21 protein-coding genes are annotated in these 20,481 nt (G+C 61.7%); 8 read left to right on the top strand and 13 right to left on the bottom strand.

What is annotated here, in order from left to right:
* The first annotated feature begins 50 nt into the window (after positions 1-50).
* Both tam and FJ527_RS06610 read left to right on the top strand, forming a co-directional pair.
* Positions 51-836, top strand: a complete 786-nt coding sequence (tam, locus tag FJ527_RS06615; protein WP_140822281.1) for a trans-aconitate 2-methyltransferase — start codon at positions 51-53, stop codon at positions 834-836.
* A 138-nt stretch (positions 837-974) separates the two neighbouring features.
* Positions 975-2,096 carry a beta-ketoacyl-ACP synthase III gene (locus FJ527_RS06610; RefSeq protein WP_140822279.1) on the top strand — a complete coding sequence of 374 codons (1,122 nt, stop codon included), beginning with the start codon at positions 975-977 and terminating at the stop codon, positions 2,094-2,096.
* Positions 2,097-2,108: 12 nt separating this feature from the next.
* On the opposite strand, the gene FJ527_RS06605 is transcribed toward FJ527_RS06610, so the two are convergent.
* Complete coding sequence (locus FJ527_RS06605) at positions 2,109-2,675, bottom strand: isoprenylcysteine carboxylmethyltransferase family protein (protein ID WP_140615586.1); 567 nt, start codon at positions 2,673-2,675, stop codon at positions 2,109-2,111.
* Between the two features lie 181 nt (positions 2,676-2,856).
* Here FJ527_RS06605 and FJ527_RS06600 point away from each other — a divergent pair, with 181 nt between their 5' ends.
* The gene (locus tag FJ527_RS06600; protein ID WP_140615588.1) at positions 2,857-3,486 is read left to right on the top strand and encodes an MOSC domain-containing protein; all 630 of its coding nucleotides are present in this window, start codon (positions 2,857-2,859) and stop codon (positions 3,484-3,486) included.
* Between the two features lie 40 nt (positions 3,487-3,526).
* Here the strand turns inward: FJ527_RS06600 and FJ527_RS06595 are convergent, their stop codons facing one another.
* From FJ527_RS06595 to tsaA, 3 genes are all read right to left on the bottom strand, one after another.
* Positions 3,527-4,366, bottom strand: a complete 840-nt coding sequence (locus FJ527_RS06595; protein WP_140615590.1) for an SDR family oxidoreductase — start codon at positions 4,364-4,366, stop codon at positions 3,527-3,529.
* Between the two features lie 152 nt (positions 4,367-4,518).
* A complete protein-coding gene (locus FJ527_RS06590) occupies positions 4,519-4,833 on the bottom strand; it encodes a DUF2293 domain-containing protein (protein WP_140615592.1) in 315 nt (104 codons plus the stop codon).
* On the bottom strand, positions 4,830-5,354 hold the full coding sequence (tsaA, locus tag FJ527_RS06585) for a tRNA (N6-threonylcarbamoyladenosine(37)-N6)-methyltransferase TrmO (protein ID WP_140615594.1): 525 nt from the start codon (positions 5,352-5,354) through the stop codon (positions 4,830-4,832). Before tsaA ends, FJ527_RS06590 begins: the two co-directional genes overlap by 4 nt.
* A gap of 175 nt (positions 5,355-5,529) precedes the next feature.
* Here tsaA and FJ527_RS06580 point away from each other — a divergent pair, with 175 nt between their 5' ends.
* Positions 5,530-6,552 carry a metalloregulator ArsR/SmtB family transcription factor gene (locus tag FJ527_RS06580; RefSeq protein WP_140615596.1) on the top strand — a complete coding sequence of 341 codons (1,023 nt, stop codon included), beginning with the start codon at positions 5,530-5,532 and terminating at the stop codon, positions 6,550-6,552.
* Positions 6,552-7,463, top strand: coding sequence for a methylenetetrahydrofolate reductase [NAD(P)H] (gene metF, locus FJ527_RS06575; protein WP_140615598.1), 912 nt, complete (start codon positions 6,552-6,554; stop codon positions 7,461-7,463). Before FJ527_RS06580 ends, metF begins: the two co-directional genes overlap by 1 nt.
* A gap of 434 nt (positions 7,464-7,897) precedes the next feature.
* Here the strand turns inward: metF and FJ527_RS06570 are convergent, their stop codons facing one another.
* Entirely contained in the window at positions 7,898-8,815 is a 918-nt protein-coding gene (locus FJ527_RS06570; protein WP_140615600.1) for a DMT family transporter, read from the bottom strand.
* Between the two features lie 307 nt (positions 8,816-9,122).
* On the opposite strand from FJ527_RS06570, the gene FJ527_RS06565 reads away from it, so the two are divergent.
* The gene (locus FJ527_RS06565; RefSeq protein WP_140615602.1) at positions 9,123-10,343 is read left to right on the top strand and encodes an alanine racemase; all 1,221 of its coding nucleotides are present in this window, start codon (positions 9,123-9,125) and stop codon (positions 10,341-10,343) included.
* A gap of 128 nt (positions 10,344-10,471) precedes the next feature.
* Here FJ527_RS06565 and FJ527_RS06560 read toward each other — a convergent pair whose 3' ends face one another.
* Together FJ527_RS06560 and FJ527_RS06555 are read right to left on the bottom strand one after the other, a co-directional pair.
* Positions 10,472-11,650: a lytic murein transglycosylase gene (locus FJ527_RS06560; protein ID WP_140822277.1), complete on the bottom strand. Its 1,179-nt coding sequence runs from the start codon at positions 11,648-11,650 to the stop codon at positions 10,472-10,474.
* A gap of 286 nt (positions 11,651-11,936) precedes the next feature.
* The gene (locus FJ527_RS06555; protein ID WP_015317187.1) at positions 11,937-12,737 is read right to left on the bottom strand and encodes a GH25 family lysozyme; all 801 of its coding nucleotides are present in this window, start codon (positions 12,735-12,737) and stop codon (positions 11,937-11,939) included.
* Positions 12,738-13,025: 288 nt separating this feature from the next.
* Between FJ527_RS06555 and FJ527_RS06550 the strand changes: the two genes are divergently transcribed.
* Complete coding sequence (locus FJ527_RS06550; RefSeq protein ID WP_140615606.1) at positions 13,026-14,405, top strand: serine hydrolase; 1,380 nt, start codon at positions 13,026-13,028, stop codon at positions 14,403-14,405.
* A 27-nt stretch (positions 14,406-14,432) separates the two neighbouring features.
* Here the strand turns inward: FJ527_RS06550 and FJ527_RS06545 are convergent, their stop codons facing one another.
* The 4 genes from FJ527_RS06545 to FJ527_RS06530 all read right to left on the bottom strand — a co-directional run bounded on the left by FJ527_RS06545 (position 14,433) and on the right by FJ527_RS06530 (position 17,170).
* Positions 14,433-14,741 carry a HigA family addiction module antitoxin gene (locus FJ527_RS06545; RefSeq protein WP_015317189.1) on the bottom strand — a complete coding sequence of 103 codons (309 nt, stop codon included), beginning with the start codon at positions 14,739-14,741 and terminating at the stop codon, positions 14,433-14,435.
* Between the two features lie 8 nt (positions 14,742-14,749).
* Positions 14,750-15,046 (bottom strand): type II toxin-antitoxin system RelE/ParE family toxin, encoded by a 297-nt coding sequence (locus FJ527_RS06540; protein ID WP_140615608.1) that lies wholly within the window; start codon positions 15,044-15,046, stop codon positions 14,750-14,752.
* A 163-nt stretch (positions 15,047-15,209) separates the two neighbouring features.
* Positions 15,210-15,875: a class I SAM-dependent methyltransferase gene (locus FJ527_RS06535; protein WP_140714561.1), complete on the bottom strand. Its 666-nt coding sequence runs from the start codon at positions 15,873-15,875 to the stop codon at positions 15,210-15,212.
* Positions 15,872-17,170 (bottom strand): DUF3419 family protein, encoded by a 1,299-nt coding sequence (locus FJ527_RS06530; protein WP_140822275.1) that lies wholly within the window; start codon positions 17,168-17,170, stop codon positions 15,872-15,874. Before FJ527_RS06530 ends, FJ527_RS06535 begins: the two co-directional genes overlap by 4 nt.
* A gap of 203 nt (positions 17,171-17,373) precedes the next feature.
* Here FJ527_RS06530 and FJ527_RS06525 point away from each other — a divergent pair, with 203 nt between their 5' ends.
* A complete protein-coding gene (locus tag FJ527_RS06525; protein WP_281406503.1) occupies positions 17,374-18,237 on the top strand; it encodes a DNA adenine methylase in 864 nt (287 codons plus the stop codon).
* Here the strand turns inward: FJ527_RS06525 and FJ527_RS06520 are convergent.
* Together FJ527_RS06520 and FJ527_RS06515 are read right to left on the bottom strand one after the other, a co-directional pair.
* Complete coding sequence (locus FJ527_RS06520; protein ID WP_140822271.1) at positions 18,229-19,206, bottom strand: hypothetical protein; 978 nt, start codon at positions 19,204-19,206, stop codon at positions 18,229-18,231. The two genes, FJ527_RS06525 and FJ527_RS06520, sit on opposite strands and share 9 nt — an antisense overlap.
* On the bottom strand, positions 19,148-20,344 hold the full coding sequence (locus tag FJ527_RS06515) for a ParB N-terminal domain-containing protein (RefSeq protein ID WP_210241248.1): 1,197 nt from the start codon (positions 20,342-20,344) through the stop codon (positions 19,148-19,150). Before FJ527_RS06515 ends, FJ527_RS06520 begins: the two co-directional genes overlap by 59 nt.
* Positions 20,345-20,481: the final 137 nt, after the last annotated feature.

The following is a 20,481-nucleotide window of genomic DNA, read 5'->3' as shown; positions in this document are numbered from 1 at the left end:
TTAGCTTCGAATGATACCGGCATTGTCGGATCAAATCATAGGAAACGGATATGACGACAAACGAAGGTAGGGATTGGTCCGCCGCCCAATATCTGAAATTCGAGGACGAGCGCACGCGCCCGGCGCGTGACCTCGTGGCGCAAGTGCCGGTCGACTTCCCGCGCCGGGTTGTCGATATCGGCTGCGGGCCGGGCAATTCGACCGAACTTCTGGTCGAGCGCTGGCCGGATGCGCAAGTGAGCGGCTTCGACACGTCTCCCGACATGATCGAAAAGGCGAGGGCGCGGCTGCCCAATGTCAGCTTCGACCTCGCCGATGCGTCGACATGGCGGCCGGCCGAGCCGGTCAACGTGATCTTCGCCAACGCCGTCTTCCAGTGGCTGCCGGAGCATCCGGCGGTATTCCAGCGCCTGATGGGTTTTCTGGCGCCCGGCGGCGCGCTGGCCGTCCAGATGCCCGACAATATGGCCGAGGATTCGCATCGCCTGATGCGGGAAACCGCCGCCGAAGCGCCTTTCGCGGCAAAGATCAGGGATGCGGCTCGTGCGCCGCTGCCGCCAGTGTCGTTCTACTACGACCTGCTGTCGCCGCTCTCGGCTCGGCTCGACATCTGGCACACCATCTACAACCATCCGCTGGCCGATGCCGAGGCGATCGTCGAGTGGGTGAAGTCGACAGGGCTGAAGCCCTTCCTCGATCCGCTGGACGCGGACGAGCGCAAGCTGTTCCTCGACAGCTACACGGCCAAGATCGCCAAGGCCTATCCGAAGACCGCCGATGGCAAGGTGCTGCTGCGTTTCCCCCGCATTTTCATCGTCGCCAAGGGGGCGGGATAGGCTGGCGAAAACCTTGTTTAAGCCGGCCTAAATCTTGGTTTAAGCCGGCGTAAACCGGCCGAGTGAGAAAAGTGTTGCGCCGGAACGTTTCGGCGCCCACATCAAGCCGCAACGCCCGCGAACGGGACGGACTGAAACATGCATCGCGTCATCATCAGCGGCATCGGCGCTGAAATTCCCAAGCCTGTCATCACGAATGAGGAACTGGTCGCCAGCTTCAATGCCTGGGTCGACACCGAGAACGCGCGGCGCCAGGATACCGGCGAGACGCTGCTGCAGAAATCGGATGCCGACTTCATCGTTCATGCTTCAGGTGTGAAGTCCCGCCACGTGGTCGAGCGTGAAGGCATTCTCGACCCGACCCGCATGGCGCCGCGCATCCCGGCGCGTCCGGACGACGCGCTCTCGCTGCAGGCGGAATTCGGCATCGCTTCGGCTGGGAAGGCGATCGACCACGCCGGGGTCGAGGCCTCGGACATCGATCTGGTGATCTGCTCGTCCTCGCATCAGCAGAGGCCATATCCGGCGATCGCCATCGAAATGCAGGAGGCGCTGGGCACGAGGGGCGCGGGCTTCGACATGGGGCTTGGCTGTTCGTCGGCCGCGGCTGCGCTGCACATGGCGGTCAATCTGGTGCGCTCGGGCGCGCACAAGCGCATCCTGGTGACGACGCCGGAAATCATCACCGGCCATCTCAATTTCCGCGACCGGCAGACGCATTTCATCTTCGGGGACGCTTCGGTGTCCATGGTGGTGGAGGGGCTGGCCCAGGGTGAGAGGCGGCCGGGCCGCTTCGAGGTGCTGGACACGCGCATATGGACGCAGATGTCGAACAACATCCGCACCAATCTCGGCTATCATACCCGCACCGCCCAGGACGATCCCTACAGGATCGACCTGGAAGGCAACCTCATCAAGCAGGTCGGCAACAAGGTGTTCAAGGAAGTCACCGTCGCCGGGCACAAATTCATCGTCGAATTCCTCGCCGAACACGGGCTGACGCCGCAAGCGGTGCGGCGCTTCTGGCTGCACCAGGCCAATGCGCGCATGAATGCGATGATCCTGAAACTGGCGTTCGGCCACGATGTCGGCCATGACCGCGCGCCGATGGTGCTGGAACGACTGGGCAACACCGCCGGCGCGGGAGCCATCATCGCGCTGTCGGAGAACCATGCCGACATGAAACCGGGCGATCACGGCCTGATCTGCGCCTTCGGTGCGGGATATTCGATCGGTGGCGCGCTGCTGAGAATGCTCTGAGGTGATGCCGCGCTAGGCCGGCGTGAAGGGAACCAGCATCGGCACCCGCCTGGCGTAATCGTCATAGGCGGGTCCGAGTTCGTCGCGCAGGAAACGCTCCTCCAGCCTCGCCTTGATGACGACGCCGATGATGAGCAGGGCCGTACCTGCAATGCCCCAGACCGTGCCCTTTGCCGCCATGGTGGCAACCACAGCCAGCAGCAGCCCGGTGTAGATCGGATGCCGGACCAGGCGATAGGGGCCGGTGTCGACCACGCGATGATCCGCCTTGGCTGTGACTGTGGCGGACCACAACCGCCCGAGATGGATGCGTGCCCACCATGCGAAGCCGATGCCGACCGCGATCAGGGCAACGCAGACCCAGGCTTCGGCAAGGGTCGGCGTCCACAATCTCAGCCTGCCTTGATAGCTGTGCGCCGGAACGAACAGCAGGACGGTGCCGGCCAGCCAGAAGACGCGATAGCGGGCCTCCGCTCCGATGGTGGCGCGCTTTTGGGCTGGATCGGCCCAGGATGCAGCGACGATCCAGGATACCACCCAGAACAGCCAGAGCGCTGCGATGGCGTGTCCAACCTGCATGCCGAACCTCCTCCTCCCGACTGGCGCCGAATATATATAGGCGGCGCGGCGGCAATGGGATGCGCTCGCTGCAACATGACGGCATTTCCGGTAATAACGTCGTGATCGGCATCAAACGCAGTGATCGGATCATCAGCGCTTTCGACTGGACCGCATTGTCCGAGGCCTCTAGACCAGCAGCATGCAGGAAACAAACCTAGAACTTTTTCCAACTGCCGAGCCCACGATCGACATCGTCCCGGGCCGCAAGCTGACGGCAAAGGCAGTGGCGCTCTATGCCGCTCCGTCCGATCATTTCGAGACGAAAGCCGTCGAGGAATTGGATCTTGGCTTCGACGGAATCGCGAATGACTTCCATTCCGGAATGACGCGGCGTTCCGGTGGGCGCGAGCCTTGGTATCCGCGCGGCACGGAGATGCGCAACGAGCGGCAATTGTCGCTGGTTGCCGCGGACGAGCTTTCGATCGTCGCCGAGCGCATGGGCCTGAAGGAGATCAAGCCGGAATGGATCGGCGCCAATATGCTGATCGAGGGTGTGCCACATCTGTCGATGCTGCCGGCCGGCTCACTGATGTTCTTCGAAGGGGGCGTGACGATCAAAATCGACGCGCAGAACAAGCCGTGCCGGGTCGCCGGGCAATCCATCGCCACGCATGTCCATGCATCGGATCGCGATGCAGCCGCACTGCTCTTCCCGCAGACGGCGAAGCGGCTGCGTGGCCTTGTCGCCTGGGTTGAAAAACCCGGCGTGGTCAGGGTCGGCGAAGAGATTTCGGTGCGTGTGCCGGAGCAATGGATTTACAAGGCATAGCTACGCCGCCCAGCAGGCGGCGTAGCTATTACGGTCGGCGTCAGCCCTTGCGGTTCTTGTTGACGCCTTGCGCCATGACGGAGACGTGGTCCCACTTGTCCCAGGTGGCGAGGCGGTTGGCGTATTCCTGGCGTATCATCGGCAGGCCGCCATCGCCGAAGAACACCCTCAGCGGCGGCTCTGCCGCATCGACGATGGCCAGCATCGCCGGTCCGGTCGCCTCGGGATCGCCAGCAACCGAGTTGGCGCGGCGCTCGGCCATCTTGGCGCGGGCGGGCGCATAGGCCTCGATCGGCTTGGAGACCTTGGCCGATGCTCCCGACCAGTCGGTGGAGAAGCCGCCCGGCTCGACCAGCGTGACATGAATGCCGAATTCCGCGACCTCGATGCTGAGCGACTGGCTGAAGGCTTCCAGCGCCCATTTCGAGGCATGGTAGAGGCCGAGCGAGGCAAAGGCATTGACGCCGCCGATCGACGAGATCTGGATGATGTGGCCGGAGCGCTGCGCCCGCATGATCGGCAGGACAGCCTGGGTAACCCACAGCGCGCCGAACACATTGGTCTCGATCTGGTCGCGGGCTTCCTGTTCGCTGACTTCCTCGATGGCGCCGAAATGGCCGTAGCCGGCATTGTTGATGACGACGTCGAGCCGGCCAAAGCGCTTGTGCGCCTCGGCGACAGCGGCATCGACGGCTTTCTTGTCGGTGACGTCGAGCTTTATGGCGGCGATGTTGTCGCCGTATCTATCGACGAGATCGGCGAGCGTGGCGGTGTCGCGGGCGGTCGCTGCAACGCGGTCGCCACGCGCCAGTGCGGCCTCGGCCCAGACGCGGCCAAAGCCTTTCGACGATCCGGTGATGAACCAAACCTTTGATGTCATGTGTGGAATCCTTGCCCCTGCGGGGCGCAATTTCTGGATGGAAGCGGAGGCTTCTCCGCTTTCGGGCATATACGGCCTGTTCCGTGATTTTCCAGAGGCGAGGGGGAATCTTTTTGAACAAAACGCAGAGCGCCATCTCCCCGGCAGTGGCCTCATTCCTCCTCGTCGTCGGCGTCGAGCAGGCGCGTGGCGCGCCAGCGCGTGAGCATGGTGTTGGTTTGGTCGATGACGAAGAAACGGGCGGAGTCGCGGTCATAGCCCTCGGCCAGCAGCTTTTCGTAATCGGTGTGCATGTGGCGGATGTGGGCGATCGTCGCCAGCCATACCGCGATCGTCGGCGGCAAGGTTTTCATATGGACCGAGCCGGCGTCGGTGCGGATCTTCTCCATGTCGGCATAAGGCGCCAGCGGCAGAAGTGCTGTCAAAGCCTTGGCGATGGCGCGGCGGCGGCCGGTGGGCGCGGTCATTGCTCCCCGCGCCCCTCAACGGTCGCCTCGGCAATGGCATCGGTCGAGGCGAAATATGGTTTGATGTCGATGACCGGCGTGCCGTCGAGCACGTCAATGGCGTCGAAGTCGACGCGCCCAGTGCCGATGTCCAATCCGACGAGCTTGGCTATGTGCAGGCCGATTGGGTTTGGCCGGGCAGGGGAGCGCAGGCCGAATACGCCTTTCGCTTCAGCCGCATGGCGGGGTTTCTGCACAATCAGATTCCGCGGCGCGTGATGCAGCCAGGACAGGATGACGACGTGGCTGGCGCGCTCCAGCCCGCGCAGGCCCGCACGATAGGGCGCATCGATGGCCAGCACCGCGGGCTGTCCCGCCTCGCGCGCGGCGCGCATGTTCTTCGGGCAGCTATCCCGGGTGATCCACGGCGAGGCAATACGGCCGATGAAGACGATGCCGGCGTCCGGCGGCATCAAGGCCGGATCCTGGTCCAGTCTCTGCTCGCCTTCGCGAGCCTCGAACATCTCACGCGGTTCGGTCATTGCCTGTCTCTGTGCTGGTGCATGCCATTGTCTCAAAACCGCTAGACGTTTCGGGCTGATCCGGACCGGGAAATCACGCATGCGGCATTTTCTGGTCCGGAAGCGACATAGCGCTTGCAAGGTCGCCGAATTCGACATAAACATATGTTTATATCTTTTCAAAGAGAATACGCTGATGCATGTCTCGCTCGACACCATGGTGGATACGCTGAAGGCGGCGGCCGAATCCAGCCGCCTGCGCATATTGGCATTGTTGTCGCGTGGCGACCTCACCGTTTCCGACCTTACCGAAATTCTCGGCCAGTCGCAGCCGCGTGTCTCGCGCCACCTGAAGCTGCTGCTCGAGGCGGGGCTGATCGGCCGCTACCAGGAAGGGTCGTGGGCGTTCTTCCGCCTGTCGGACGCCGATTCGGCGCGAGACTTCGTGATGAGGCTGGTTGCCGGCATTCGCGGCGCCGATCCGCAGGTCGAGCGTGATCTGGAGCGACTGACCTCGGTCAAGCGCAAGCGCCAGGACCGCGCCACCGCGTACTTTTCGCAGAACGCCGCAAGCTGGGATCATATCCGCTCGCTGCATGTGCCCGACCGTGCGGTGGAGGCCGCGATGCTGAAGCTGGTCGGCAAGCGGCCGTTCCAGTCCATGCTCGACCTTGGCACCGGCACCGGGCGGCTGCTCGAAATCTTCTCGCCGCTCTACCGGCGGGGGGTCGGCATCGACATGTCGCGAGAGATGCTGACCGTGGCGCGCGCCAATCTCGACAAGGCCGGCGTTTCGAACGCGCAGGTGCGGCAGGGCGATATCTTTTCGCCGCCGGTCGAGCGCGATGCCTTCGATCTCGTCACCATCCACCAGGTGCTGCACTATCTCGACGACCCGGCCCGCGCCATCCATGAGGCGGCGCGGCTGCTTCGGCCGGCCGGCCGTCTCGTCATCGTCGATTTCGCGCCGCACACACTGGAATTCCTGCGCGACGAGCATGCGCATATGCGGCTGGGCTTTTCCGACCGGCAGATCGGAGAGTGGTTCTCCGAAGCCGGCCTCGATCTCGAGGATGCCCAGGAGTTCGAACCGCGCGGCGGCAACGAGGCCAGGCTCACCGTCAAGCTTTGGCTTGGCCGCGACCGGCGCCTGCTGATCGCCGATCCTGCCAATGCCAGCCAGCAGACCAGAGTGAGCTCGATAGGGGAAATCGCCTGATGAACCAGTTTCGTTTTTCCCGCCGGCCCGATATCGGCGACAAGGTCAGGGTTTCGTTCGAGTTCTTCCCGCCGAAGAACGACGAGATGGAGGCAAGACTGTGGGATACGGTCACAAGGCTCGAGCCGCTGCAGCCGAAATTCGTCTCGGTGACCTATGGCGCCGGCGGTTCGACGCGTGAGCGCACGGCGCGCACCATCGGCCGTATCCTGAAGGAGACCAGCCTGACGCCGGCCGCGCACATGACTTGCGTCGACGCCGCTCGCCATCAGGTCGACGCCGTGATCCAGGAATTCACCGACATGGGGGTGAAACGCTTCGTCGCCTTGCGCGGCGATCCGGCGGAAGGCGTCGGCGCCGCCTACCGACCGCATCCGGACGGCTACGCCAACGGCTCCGAGCTGGTCGGGGCGCTGAAGCACGCCGGCGATTTCGACATCTCGGTTTCGGCCTATCCGGAAAAGCATCCGGAAAGCCCTGACTTCGCCACCGACATCGACATGCTGAAGCGCAAGGTGGACAACGGCGCGACGCGGGCGATCACCCAGTTCTTCTTCGACAACGATCTCTACGAGCGTTACGTCGAGCGCGCGCGCCGCGCCGGCATCTACATCCCGATCGTTCCAGGCATCCTGCCGGTGCACAATTTCACCCAGGTCGCCAATTTCTCGGCGCGCTGCGGCGCGCTGGTGCCGGCATGGCTGGCCGAGCGTTTCGACGGCCTGCAGAACGACCCTCAGACGCATGCGCTGGTGGCATCCGCCGTGGCCGCCGAACAGGTGCTGGACCTGGTCGAGCGCGGCGTGGGCGATTTCCACTTCTACACAATGAACCGGGCCGACCTCGTCTTCGCGGTCTGCCATATGATCGGCATCCGCTCGCATGAGGTGGCGGGCTCCGCTGCTGCCTGAGGGTCAGTCGGGTAAGCAAAAGGCCGGGTAAAAACCCGGCCTTTCGAATCGGTTGGACTATTTGGTGCTGGTCTTCCCCGTCTTGGCGGGTTCAGGGAAGGACGCCCATAATGAGGGCGCCGATGAAAGCAAACGCAGCACAAATCATCAATGCGTTGATTGGCCTCGTAAGTCCCATGACATAGCCTCCTCTTAAAGAGCTATGCCCTGGAGTCTAGGTTCATTTGTGCCACAGGCAAGCGGAAAATGTGCTGCATTGCGACGTGATTGTGGATTTTGCGACTTCGGTTTCGCCGTCAGCCGTTGAAACTCCTTGGCAAAAACCCGCTTCATGCCTGTGAATAAATTATGGCGGTGGCGTGTCGATGCTGTGTCATGGCAGCGCTACCCTCGCAAAAGTCGCCTTCGACTTTCGCGATTGCACATGCCGAGCTCTAACGCCGTCCGAACACTCGCCCGTCGATTGTCAGAAGACCAAGTCCGATCAGCACCACACCGCCGATCTCAAACGATTCCAGCCGCTCGCCAAGGAAAAGAAAGCCGAGCAGCATGGCACTGGCCGGCACGATCAGCGTGACCAGCGAGGCGTTGGTTGCCCCGGCCGAGGCGACGAGGTTGAAGTAGAGGATGTAGGCGAAGGCCGTCGAAAGAAGCGCCAGCGCCAACACCGCCGCCCACACCGGCGCCGAGGCGGAGAACAGGCCGGCCGGGCCATGGGCGAAGAGCACGATCGGGATCATGATGATGGTCGAAGCCGTCAACTGCCCGGTGGCGACGACTGGCGAGGGCACGCCCTTGAAACGGCGGGCGACCATCAGCGCGATACCGTAGGACAGCGAGGCGCCGATCAGCGCGAATTTGGCCCAGACAGGGCCGCCGAGCCCCGCCAGCAGGCCGGGACCGATCATCACAGCGGTGCCGGCGACACCGAGCCCAATGCCGGCGAGCTTGTTCCAGGACAGCTTTTCATCTGATGTCAACGCATTGGCCAGGAGCAGCGTCCAGAACGGCGTCGTGGCATTGAGGACGGAAGCGACGCCGGCCCCCAATTGGGTTTGACCGGCAAAGATCAGCGAGAACGGGACGACATTGTTGGTGAAGGCCAGTAGGAAGAACAGGCCGGCATGCGGCAGAGCGGCGCGGAAGGACGGTCCGCGCAAGCCGAGATAGAGCTGCAGGGCTATCGCCGCGATGGCGACGCGAAACAGCACCAGCACCAGCGGTTGAAGCTCCGCCACCGCGATGCGGGCGAAGAAGAACGAGCCGCCCCAGATGGCGCCGAGCAGCAGCAATTGCCCCCAGTCCCTGAGCGTCATCGGTCCGCGTGGCGCAGATGCAGCGGTCACTGCCATATGAATCCTCTCCAGACAGCCGGAATGCCAGCCGACAGGCGGAAGCCATATCTGGTCCGGGGGCAAGGGCCACCCGAAACCCGACCGGCAGCCAAGCCTTTCGGCAAAGGCCAGTGCCGTGCCGTCAGGAGCACGAGACACAGAATTGTTTTCGTTGCAGCGCCGCGCGCCTCCAGAGATGCGCAAAGGACGCTTGCAAGGCTCATCCCTGGCGCATGATCCCTTCCGAAGTCGAAATTAACTTTCGGGGTCATGCGCTAGCCGCTAGCTTGGATTAATTGTGCGAGCTGAAGTCGAGGATTCGTCCATGCAGCGATTCGAGAATGCAAGCGAGGCTGCACTGGCGCTTCGCCCGGACGACCCGGTCTACTGCTTTCGCCCGCAGGTCTTGAAGGCGGATGCGAAGCAGTTCATGGGCATGTTCCCCGGCAAGACCGCCTACGCGGTCAAGACCAATGGCGAGCAGATCGTGCTGAAGACGCTGGTCGAGGCCGGCGTCACCGCCTTCGACGTCGCTTCACCAGGCGAGTTCGCCGCCGTGCGCGCCGTCTCGCCCGATGCGGAGATGCTCTACATGCATCCGGTCAAGGCGCAGTCGGACATCAAGCTGGCTTTGGAGAAATACGGCATTCGCGTCATCTCGCTCGACCATGAGGACGAGATCACCAAGCTGACCCGCGTGGTGCGGGCGCTCGATATCGACCCGGGCGCGGTCAGCGTCTTCGTTCGTGTGCAGACAAAGGGCCATGCCGCCTACGAGTTGTCCAAGAAATTCGGCGCCGGGCCTGCCTATGCGGTCGAACTCGCCGAGCGGCTGAACCGCACCGGCTACAAGGTCGGCCTGTGTTTCCATGTCGGCAGCCAGATCGAGGATCCCGACACCTATGAGCGGGCGCTGGCCTCGGCCGACTGGGTGCGCAACCGGCTGACCTTCGACATTGCCGGGCTCGATGTCGGCGGCGGTTTCCCGGCCGAATATGGCCATGATCCCAACCGCAAGCAGATCGAAATGCCGTCGCTCGGCCAGATCATGTCGCGGCTCTCCGGCGACCTGAAGGAATATCAGTTCGACCAGATGCCGTTGGTGGCCGAGCCAGGCAGGGTGATCGTGGCGCGCTGCCTGTCGCTGATCGTGCGCGTGCTGCTGCGCAAGGGCAAGCGGCTCTACATCAATGACGGTATCTGGGCGTCGCTGTCGGATTCGTGGACCGGCAAGATCACGCTGCCGGCGCGGTTCATTCCCGATCCGGCGATCCGTACGCGCAATGGCGATGAGAAGAACATCGTGCCGTTCAAGGTCTGCGGCGCGACCTGCGATTCCGTCGACATCCTGTCGCGGCCGTTCTGGCTGCCGGAAACCGTCGACACCGGCGACTGGATCGAGATCGGCCATATCGGCGCTTACTCGCTGTCGCTCAGGACCCGCTTCAACGGCTTCTATCCCGACACCTTCGTCGAGGTCACGACGCCCTTCGACGAGGGCGACGCGCCGGTGGGGTTCGCGAGTTTGGAGACGATGGCGGATTAGGAAAAAAGGGGTGAGTAGTCAGTAGTCATGAGTAGTCGATAGTCAGCAGGGAATCTCTATATCTCACTACCCACTACCCACTACCCACTACCCACTACCCACTACCCACTACCCACTACTCGCTCTCTTCACAATTTTTCCAACAGCTCCGGCGTCGGCCAGCCATCCACCGGCAGGCCCAACCGCATCTGTTCCTTGCGGATCGCTTCACGGGTGTTGGTCCCCAAAATGCCGTCGACGGTGCCGACGTCGTAGCCCCTGGCCTCGAGCTTGGTCTGCAGTTCTTTCATCTGCTCATTGGTGAGGCCGGGCTCGGGATTGCGCGGGTCGAGCGGCGGCGCGCCCGCCAGCCGCGCGGCGAGATTGGCGGCGGTCAGCGCGTAGGTGAAGGACTGGTTCCATTCGAGATAGACGTCGAAATTCTCGTAGGTGAGAAAGGCCGGGCCCCTGCGGCCCATGGGCAACGCCAGGCCGGCCTTCAGCCCCTTGTCGACCAGCGGCGAGCCGTCGGGATTGGTGACGCCCCACTGCGCCCACTGCGTCAGCGGCAGCTTGTTGGTGCGCCCGGTCTGGTCCCACGGCATCTCTTCGGGCACGCGCACTTCCTGGATCCAGGGTTCGTCCCGTTTCCAGCCGCGCGACAGCACCTTGTTGCCCGTGGTCATGATCACGTCGGGCACGGAGCCGCGCAGATCGATTTTGCCGTCGCCGTCGCCATCGATGCCCCGCGCGAGATAGTCGGATGGCAGGATCTGCGTCTGGCCAATCTCGCCGGCCCAGGCGCCGGTGACGTCGGCCGGCAGCACGCCGCGATCGATCAGTTCCAGGAGCGGCACCAGTTGCTGGCGGAAAAGCTGCGGGCGGCGGCAGTCATGCGACAGCGTCACCAATGCGCTCAGCGTATGGAAATCGCCCTGCACGGCGCCGAAATCCGTTTCAAGCGCCCAGAAGGCGGTGATGACCGGGGCCTGGACGCCGAACTGCTGGTCGGCGCGGGCGAAGATGTCGGCGTATTTCTTCATGTTCGCCGCACCTTGCTTCAGCCGGTAGGCCGAGATCATGCGGTTGGAAAACTGGACGAAGGTTTGCGTGAAGACGCCCTGCGCACGGTCGCGCGCCAGAGCCCTCTCGTCGATCCTGGCGTCCTCCAGCGCATCAAGACCGACCGCGCCGACACCGGCAGCCTTGGCTTCCGCCGCCACACCCTGCTTCCAGGTTTCAAAATCGCCGCCGCATTCCTGCGCCATCGCCGGCAAGGCCGTGGCGCACAAGAACAGCGCCGCGAGGGCTTGGGAACGCAGTCGCATCAGCTTCCTTTCGAAACGAGAGGGCATTGTCGTGCCTGAAAGCGCAACGCCCTGAATTACCAGCGGTTGCACCCTTTAGCGCTGGCTGTGTCGAAAGCAGGCGGCAGGCCCGGTGTCAACGGCTGATCTGTCGCAATCACTATTCCCGCGGCTTGCTGCCGTTGTCACGGTGTCAACGGGTCTTCTGCCGCAACCACCATTCCCGCGGCTTGCTGCCGTTGCCACGGTGTCAACGGGTCTGCTGCCGCAGTGCCTCTCCAGGCGGCTTGCTGCCGTTGCCACGGCGTCAGCGCGTGTTCTGCCGCAGCCACTTGTTCCAGGCGGATTCGGAGCCGTTGAAGACGTTGATGTCGGACTTGCCGGTCATGCCGGGAACGATGCCGGTTCCGGTGTACTGCCAGAAGGTGAAAGGGTGGCTGCCATATTTCTCGCGCGGGTGTCCGGCGACCGAGCGCAGCCAGTAGGGATAGCCGCGGAAGGTCGACAGTTCATTGTCGTCGAAGAAGTCGACCGAGGTGTAGATGATCGGCTTCTTGCCGTAATGCCGCTCGACGATTTCGAGGAAGGTCGTCATCTCCGCGCGCACCGTGGCGGCGTCGGGGCGCAGCCGGCAGGTCGGCGAGTTCGGGTTCCATTCCATGTCGAGAACCGGCGGCATGGCGGAGCGGTCGACGGGGACATTCTGGATGAACCAGCGCGCCTGGGTGGCCGCCGGCGTGCAGAAATAGAAGAAATGATAGGCCGCGCGTGGAATCCCGTTGGCTTTCGTGCGCGCCCAGTGCTCGCTGAAATACTCATCGAAACGATCGCCGCCTTCCGTTGCCTTGATGAAGGCGAAGGAGATGCCGCTGGCCTTGGCCGCCGGCCAATCGACCGAGGTCTGGTATTTGGAGACGTCGGTACCATGGACGGCATAATTCCACGGCGCACCGCTGTCCCACTCATGCGGCTTTGAATCGGCAAAGCGCGGCGCGCGCACGGCCACCGTCGGGCTGCTCGACGCGGATGGCGATAGCGGCGAGAGATCGTCCACGGTCGAGCAGGCGCCGAGCAGCGTCAGCATGAAAAGGGCCGCAAGACGGCGCATCCGCAACTTCCAAGCCGGAATCAGCCGGTCGCTGATGGGTCTGTGCACTGATGGCCGAAGCTGGTCTGGCCCCCTCCAGGCGATCGCCCCACGCATCGCCTGGCATATTCGTTTTTCATGCATGTCGTGTCCCAAAACCGCTGCGCGCTTTTGGGCGACATGCATCCCTGTGATCGCCGATCATGGTTGATATCTGGTTTATGGCGCTCGACAAGAGGCCCGATTTTGCGGAAGCAATGGCGGCAATTCGATGACATAAGCGTCAGGCGAATGCCTGGGAGGCAAGGGATGCGGTTCGTCGTCAAGATCGTCAAATGGCTGCTTGGTCTGATCGTGCTGGCTATCGCCGCGCTGTTTGCCTGGCTCTATATCGCGCCGCCGGAACTGATCCGCGTCGGCTCGGGCTATTCGGCCAAGATCGTCTGCTCCAACGTCTTCATCGCCGGGCGCGATGCCAACGAGGTGCTGGCCGTCGACGTGCAGGCGCCGGGCCACCCGCTGCTGCGCTTGATGCGGGTCTCGGTCGACAAGAACCGGGGGACGGTTTCGGCCGGCCTGCTCGGCTTCCTCGGCAAGAGCGAGGCGGTTGCCCGCGACGGGTTGGGCTGCGCCTCGGTCCCCGACGGCGATGTCGGCAAGGCGCGGCGCACGGCAATCCATGCCTCGCCATCGCCGGCCAATCAGGACGCGCTGTGGCCCGAGGGCGAGCGGGTCGATGCCTCGCAAAATCTCGAGGTCTCGAAGATCGTCGGGGATGACGCGCTGGCCGGCACCGGCATGCGCGCGATCGTGGTGATCAAGAACGGCCGCGTCGTCGCCGAACGCTACGGCGACGGTTTTTCGGCCAAGACGCCGCTGCTCGGCTGGTCGATGACCAAGACAGTGAATGCCGCTATCGTCGGCACGCTGGTCAAGGATGGGAAGATGACGGTCGACAACAAGGGCCTGTTCACGCCGTGGAAGGCCGACGGCCGCGCCGCGATCAGCCTTGCCGACATGATGGCAATGTCGAGCGGGCTGGAGTTCAACGAGGATTATGGCGACGTCGCCGACGTCACGCGCATGCTCTATCTCGAACCTGACATGGCGGGCTTTGCCGCAACCAAAACCCTCACCGGTGAGGTCGGCAAGACGTTTTCCTATTCGAGTGGCACGGCGGTGATGCTGTCGCGCCTCTGGCAGGACGCGATCGGCGACAAGGCCAAGGCATTGACGTGGCCGCGCATGGCGCTGTTCGAGCCGCTCGGCATGCGTAGCGCGGTGCTCGAGACCGACGAGCAGGGCACTTTCGTCGGCTCGTCCTATCTCTACGCCACAGCGCATGACTGGGCCCGCTTCGGCCAGTTCCTGCTGCAGGGCGGTGTATGGAACGGCAACCAAATCCTGCCGGCCGGCTTCGTCGAATGGATGCGCGAGCCGGCATCCGCCTCGAAGGTCTACGGCAAGGGCCAGTTATGGATCGAAGCGCCGGGCGACGAGGAAAACCCCGGCGCCGGCGTCGCGGCCGGGCTGCCGAAGGACACTTACTGGATGGAGGGCCATGACGGACAGACCGTCGCCATCATTCCGTCTGAGCAATTGGTGGTGGTGCGGCTCGGGCTAACGCCGGCCAAGTTCAACTACCGCCCGCAAGCAATGGTGGGGGCGCTCGTGAAGGCGCTGCATTAAGCGGCAGTCGGTTGCTGTAGAGTTCTTCTAGGCCGCGGTCGCCAAAGGCTTGGCGCGATCAATCCGGGCCCGCTCCTCGGGTGAATTCATGACCTGCCAAAGATCGCTGCGGCGCTGCACGTTGAGCCAGAAATCCGGGCTGTTGCCAAAGACCCGCGCCAGAATGAGCGCGGTCGCGGCCGTCACGTTGCGGCGGTCGTTGCACAATTCGTTGACATGCTTGCGCTGAACCCCCATCGCTTCCGCCAAAGCAGCCTGTGTCAGGCCAAGTGGTTGCATAAATTCTTCCGTGAGGATTTCACCCACCGTTGCCGGCTTGCGTGTGGTCATCAACATGTGTCGTCTCATCTGTAGCTATGATCGTCGAGATGGATATCCGACGCTTCACCACGGCCGCCATTCCACCGAAAGATCAGCCGCCATTGGTTGTTGACGCGGATTGAGTGGAAGCCATCGAGACTACCACGCAACTTTTCGAAATGATTGCTCGGCGGTACGCGCAAATCCTGATCGGTCGTCGCGTCATCGATCATCTGGAGCTTGCGGAACAACCGGCCTTCAAGATCGGACGGAATGTTGCGGGAATGGATGTCTTCCACGAAAAAGGCTCGCAGCCATCCGTCCCGAAACCCGACGATCACTTTCTATCTCCAGCATGGAGATAATGTACCACCCTTTGGGTCATTCTGCAATCGCGAAGGGCGAACCCTGCTGATCGCGTTCACCGGATTGACCTTGGAATTGGAGCGTTGGGCCGCCGATGGCGAAAGCGCGCCGGGTTCTACGGCTGTTTTGTCTGCGATGTCAGGTGCCGAGCTTGATCACAGCCAGCCAGGAATAACCGTGATAAAGCGTGCGGAAACGGAAGGTTGCGCCGGTTCGCTCGGCTTCCGATTCCAGAACGTCGCGCAGGGATTCACGCGGCGTGACGTGGAATTTTTTCAGCCAGCCGCGCAGCAAGGTGCGGAACCAGCCTGGCAGACCTTCCTGCTGGCCGAAATCGACGACGTGCAGCGAGCCCATCGGGGCCAGCGCGGCAAGTGCTGCCGATACCGTCTTCTCCCAGCCCGGGATCATCGACAGCGAATAGGATACGAAGACGCGGTCGAAGCTGCCTTGGCCAAACAGCGCCTTCGCGTTGAAATCCGTGGCATCGCCCCTTGCCAGCATGACGCGATCAGAGAGGCCTTCGCGGGCAACCGCGGCGCCTGCCGTCTCCAGCATTTCGGCCGAAATATCGAGGCCGAAGAAGCGCGCGTCTGGATAGGCGCGGGCGGCGAGGATGATGTTGCGGCCGGTGCCGCAGCCGAGTTCCAGTACGGTGCCGCCCGATGGCACGTCCAGTCCCGATATCAGCTTGTCGCGGCCGAGCAGGTAGTATTTGCGGGTCAGGTCGTAGATGTGGCGCTGCCAGCGGTAGACGCCGTCCATCAGTTCGGCGTGGCTGGCCGGCAGCTCCGTCGTGCTCATGCGGCGCGCTTCACATAGAGGTGGAAGCCGCCATAGATGGCCGAGCGGTCGCGGGCCGAGAATTCGCGCGAGGCCTCGTTCTGGTAATCCCACTGGTCGAGAAGCGAGGTGGAAACACGGCCCGGCAGCAGGCTGGGCTCGGCAGCGGTGCGGAAAATGACGCGCGCCCCAGTGGAGGCGGAGCGGGTGATTTCCGACCACAGTGCATTGAGCTGGTCATCGGTCATCCAGTCCTGCGCGTCGAGCAGGATGAAGCGGTCGACGGCGCCGGCATCCTTGCCGGCGAGGAATTCGATCAGGTTGGCGTGATGGATGGCGACGCGGTCGACATTGCCGCGGATGGTCTCGTAATTGTGCTTTTCCAGATAGGCGGGCAGGGCGGCCTCGCCTGGTTCCGGGTAGCGGCGAGCAAAGGCCTGCCAGGCGAAGTAATTGTTTTCCAAGGGGAAGTCGCAGGCAAGCTTTTCCAAGCGGGCCTTAAGCACGCTGGCCATGGTGCCGTCGCCGGAGGTGATCAGCGAATCATACTGCGCCGGCGGAATGCCGAGACCGAACAGCGAGGCTTTTCGCGAGGTCGCCCATTTCAGCAGCTTCCTGTCGAAGACCGGCGCCAGCTCCTCGTTGAAGAAGCGGCGCTGTTCGCCGATATTCCTGGCTTCCATCATGCGGGCCGGGTTGACGCCGAAGAACTTCGCCGTGCGATGGCCCATGGCGATGAACAGGCCAAGCAGGCCGGTCTGGTAGAAATTGCGGTCGAAGACACCAATGCGCCGGCGGCCGCGCCAGTTGCGGTGTTCCCAATAGTGGCGGCTGACCGGGTCGAGATGCGGCGCGATGAAACGGTCGTAGGCTTCCGAATTGTGGCTGGTGTCGGCGGCGCCGAAGAAGCGGAACAGGTCGCCCTGCGAAGGCAGATGGCGGACTGCCTCAAGCTTCATGCGGTTCAGCGCGATGTGAGCGGCGTTGAGGTCGACAGCGTCGATCCGTGCCGGCGAACGGGTAAGGTAGGCCAGGATGTTGCAGCCGCCGGAAGCGATGGTGACGACGCGATGACCCTGGCCAAGTTGCATCGCGTCCATGTCGACGTCAGGGTCTTCCCAGATCTGCGGATAGACAAGGCCGGAAAACAGGAAGGCGAACAGCCGCTCGGAAATGCCGGCTTTCGAAAGCGCGCGGTTCTGGTAGACCGCTTTTCCAACTTCCTTGCCGCGGCGAAAAACCAGGTCCGAGGAGACGTCCGTCATGGCAAAGTGATTCCCCATTTGCTTTGCCGCAAGCGGGTAACCCAGGGTCATGACAGGCCGGTGACAGTCTGTTGACGTCTTCCTAGGGAGGCGTGCAAAATCAGTGGTACCTTCGTTTAGCACTAGTTTAGTGCATCGCATTTACCCTGCAGTGCCATTTCGGCTGGTTTTAGACTCCGCACATGCGCTCGGCCGCGCCCTCTCGACAAGGGTCCGCTCACCACCTATTAACCTCAAAACGGCGGGGATTCGCGGTGACCGTTACGCCGAAATACACGGCAGGAGAGCTCAGATCAGTTTCCCCCTTCCGATATCCGGGTGGGAAGGCGTTTTTGAGCGATTTTCTGGCCGCCAAGCTTGCGCTAATCAAGGGTCGAAGCAAGCACTATGCCGAGCCTTTTTGTGGCGGCGCCGGCGCAGCGGTCATTTTGCTGAAATCCGGTTTAGTAGACCAGCTTCATCTTAACGACGCCGATATCCGCGTCTATTCAGCATGGAAAGCTATGCTTGACGAGCCGGCCCGGTTTGTTGATCGAGTCCATTCCGTTTCCGTCGACATGCGGACATGGCAATGGGCGAGCGAGGTGGTCAACAAATCCAACCTCAAGTCTTACGACTTTGACCTGGGCTTTGCGACTTTCTTCCTGAATCGCACTAGTCGGTCTGGCATCATTTTTCGCGCAGGCCCGATCGGCGGGTACAATCAGACTGGAAATTGGAAGATAGATGCGCGCTTCAACCGGACCGCTCTGGGGGAGAGGGTGCATTGGCTCGGTTCTGTAAGGGAGCGCATCACGCTCACCAATGAGGACGGCCTGACGTTTCTGCACAGGTCGTTGATTCGAGTGCCATTGGCAAAGACGTTGTTTTTTGTTGACCCACCGTACGTCCAGGCGGGCGGTAGACTCTATCTCAATGCTATGAACGAGCCGAAGCACATCGCGCTCAGCGACATTCTTCAAAATCCGAAACTTCGGCATTGGGTTTTGACGTACGACGATCATCCCCTAATACGATCGCTCTATCAGGCGCAGAACATCGAGAACTTGGGGGTGACCTATAGCCTCCAAAACAAGCGCAAAGAACGCGAAGTTTTGATCCAACCTGTGTCAGGCTAAAGCCATAGCGCGATATTCCTTGAGCCAAGCGACAACGGTGTCGATCTGGTCAGCTTCGTCGACCATCATGCCCTGAAGTGCCTGTTGCAATCCGTTATAGGCATGCGGCGGCAATCGGAGACGATCAATCAGCGCTCGATGTTCCAAATTTTGCGCTTGGAATAGTCGTTGATCCCAAACGCGAAAGGGTATGATTGTCGCGTGACCTTTGTTGCCGGTCATAACGTCGATTAGATAATTGTTTTCGAACAACCTCGCCTTCGAACCCACCGGTTTGTCGACCCAGTTGTTCCCGCTGGCTGTCTGACCGTAGAAGAGAGTTGATGGCGGTGGCGAAACCTCGGGCGTCCAGGCCATCACATCGATCCCGCCGTCTTTCTCAGCCGGTGCAGTGTATTGGCCCGGTGGATTCCTTACACCAAATCCGGCGCCGTTGGCCGCCGCCCTCTCCATTAACTCAACGACGGTTTCACCACTCTTGCGAGGCCAGCCCACCGTGATAGCGGGACCTTTAGAAAGCCCGGCCATTGCGAGTGTCGACAACACCTGAAAAATCTGATTGCGGAGTTGTTTCAGGAGCTCCCCAGATGGTGGAACCTTGAGGATCGGCGATCCTGTTACGTGCGAGGTCACCAAACACACGAGGTAAAACGCATATCGGACCTGATCCCAGTCGTCCGCCAGTAAAAGCTCCTCTGCACCGTCGCCAAGCTTGAAGGGATAGGTATCTGTGAGATGTTTCTGACGGTACGACACCTCATTTTCGACGTCGTCGATAATCTGCTCCCAGGAACGATCGGCCTGCGCGATGTTATCCTCACTTTCTTCGGTGAGTTGCTTCAACGAGGCGAGTAATGGGTCCAGACGCGCGGTGTGGTAAGGGTCGAAGAGCGCTGCAAGTTCCAACCAGTCAACCAACTGGCCAGCATTCAAATCTAGAGTTGGCGGGTCGATAGCCTTCGTTGTCACTTTGGAGCTTCCGCTGCGACGCGTGCGGCCTCGGCATCGACTTGAGATTTGATAAGTCTGGCGCGCTTTGCAGCGACTCGGCTATCACGATCATCTCTGGCTGCTTTATAGGGTCGAACCCGTCGAGAGCGCTGAGTGAATGTTGCAGTTCAGCGTTGGCCGCGATCAAGTGTTCTTCGAAGCGCAGACTTAGTGGTGTCCCTGCGACAACTGCCTCATCCAGGCTGCCTCGCTCTTCCAAAACCTTAATAGCAATCTTATTGCCCAACACCTCCCTCAACCGATTGAGGTCCGGATTTTGAGTTTTCACCACGGGTTGGATGTCTCGATCCTTCGAGCCGTAGAGCCATATTAAGAGGTTTTGAAGCTGGCCGAATTTGTCTGTTGGGACTGGGTCTCTCTGGGGATCAACAGACCGGTCTGGCCGCTGCATCCCTACATATGAGGTAAACTCGTCATAAGCGAACCCTGTGTACAGGTGGGAAAAGCTAAAGGATTTTTTCCGCCTGTCCTCGATATCGTAGACGTTTTCCCTTTCCGCCTGCTGGAGAACAAACAGAGCGGTGACCATTCTGTGAATTGTCATATGCTGGTCGCCCATTCGTCCCGCGATTTCGGCCAAAGTCATCCCGTTGGGCTTAGAGTGCTCATCGTCAAGCCAGCGAGCAGCGAACCGGGCCTTCGCAAATGCGTCCCAACCCTGGGGTCCGTTAATATGCTTGAAACCGATGAGATCTCGTGCATCGGCCTCCGTGGCAACACGATAGCTCAAGAGGTTGTCTAGGGAAGGACGCTTGTCATCATCCATAGGAGGCAGCAGGAGTTTGGCTTTAGCCGCTAGTGCGTCGTCTCTTAGGACCTTGACTGCGGCCAGCCTCCGGTTGCCCTCTAGAACCGCGAACCGGCCGTTCCGCTCAATTACGATTAGCGGCTCAATGTTGATATAGCCACTCGTCGAGATGGACTGCACCAGCTCGGCTAAATCAGCACTTCTTGCCAATTGGATGACAATGTCATCATCGCTAGACGACGCTGGTTCTTTATCCGGCGTGAAGCGAGGGTTGTTCGTATCGAAGTCAAGTAGTGCTATCGACACCTTTTCCGCCTGCCCAATCGGCAAAACTTTGTCGAGGTCCATGCCAAAAATCCTTCTAGCCCGCCGACGACTGCGGGTGTCCGCGTGGATCGCTATCTCAGAACTTGATTGATAATTTCAACCCGTGGGCGGTACTCTATAGCCCAGACGCGATCTCGGCAAATCCGGTCTGTCACGGT

The organism is Mesorhizobium sp. B2-4-18 (genome assembly GCF_006441385.1).
Taxonomy (GTDB): domain Bacteria; phylum Pseudomonadota; class Alphaproteobacteria; order Rhizobiales; family Rhizobiaceae; genus Mesorhizobium; species Mesorhizobium australicum.
Note: the sequence above shows the minus strand (reverse complement) of the source record. Positions and strands in the feature narration are given on the sequence as shown.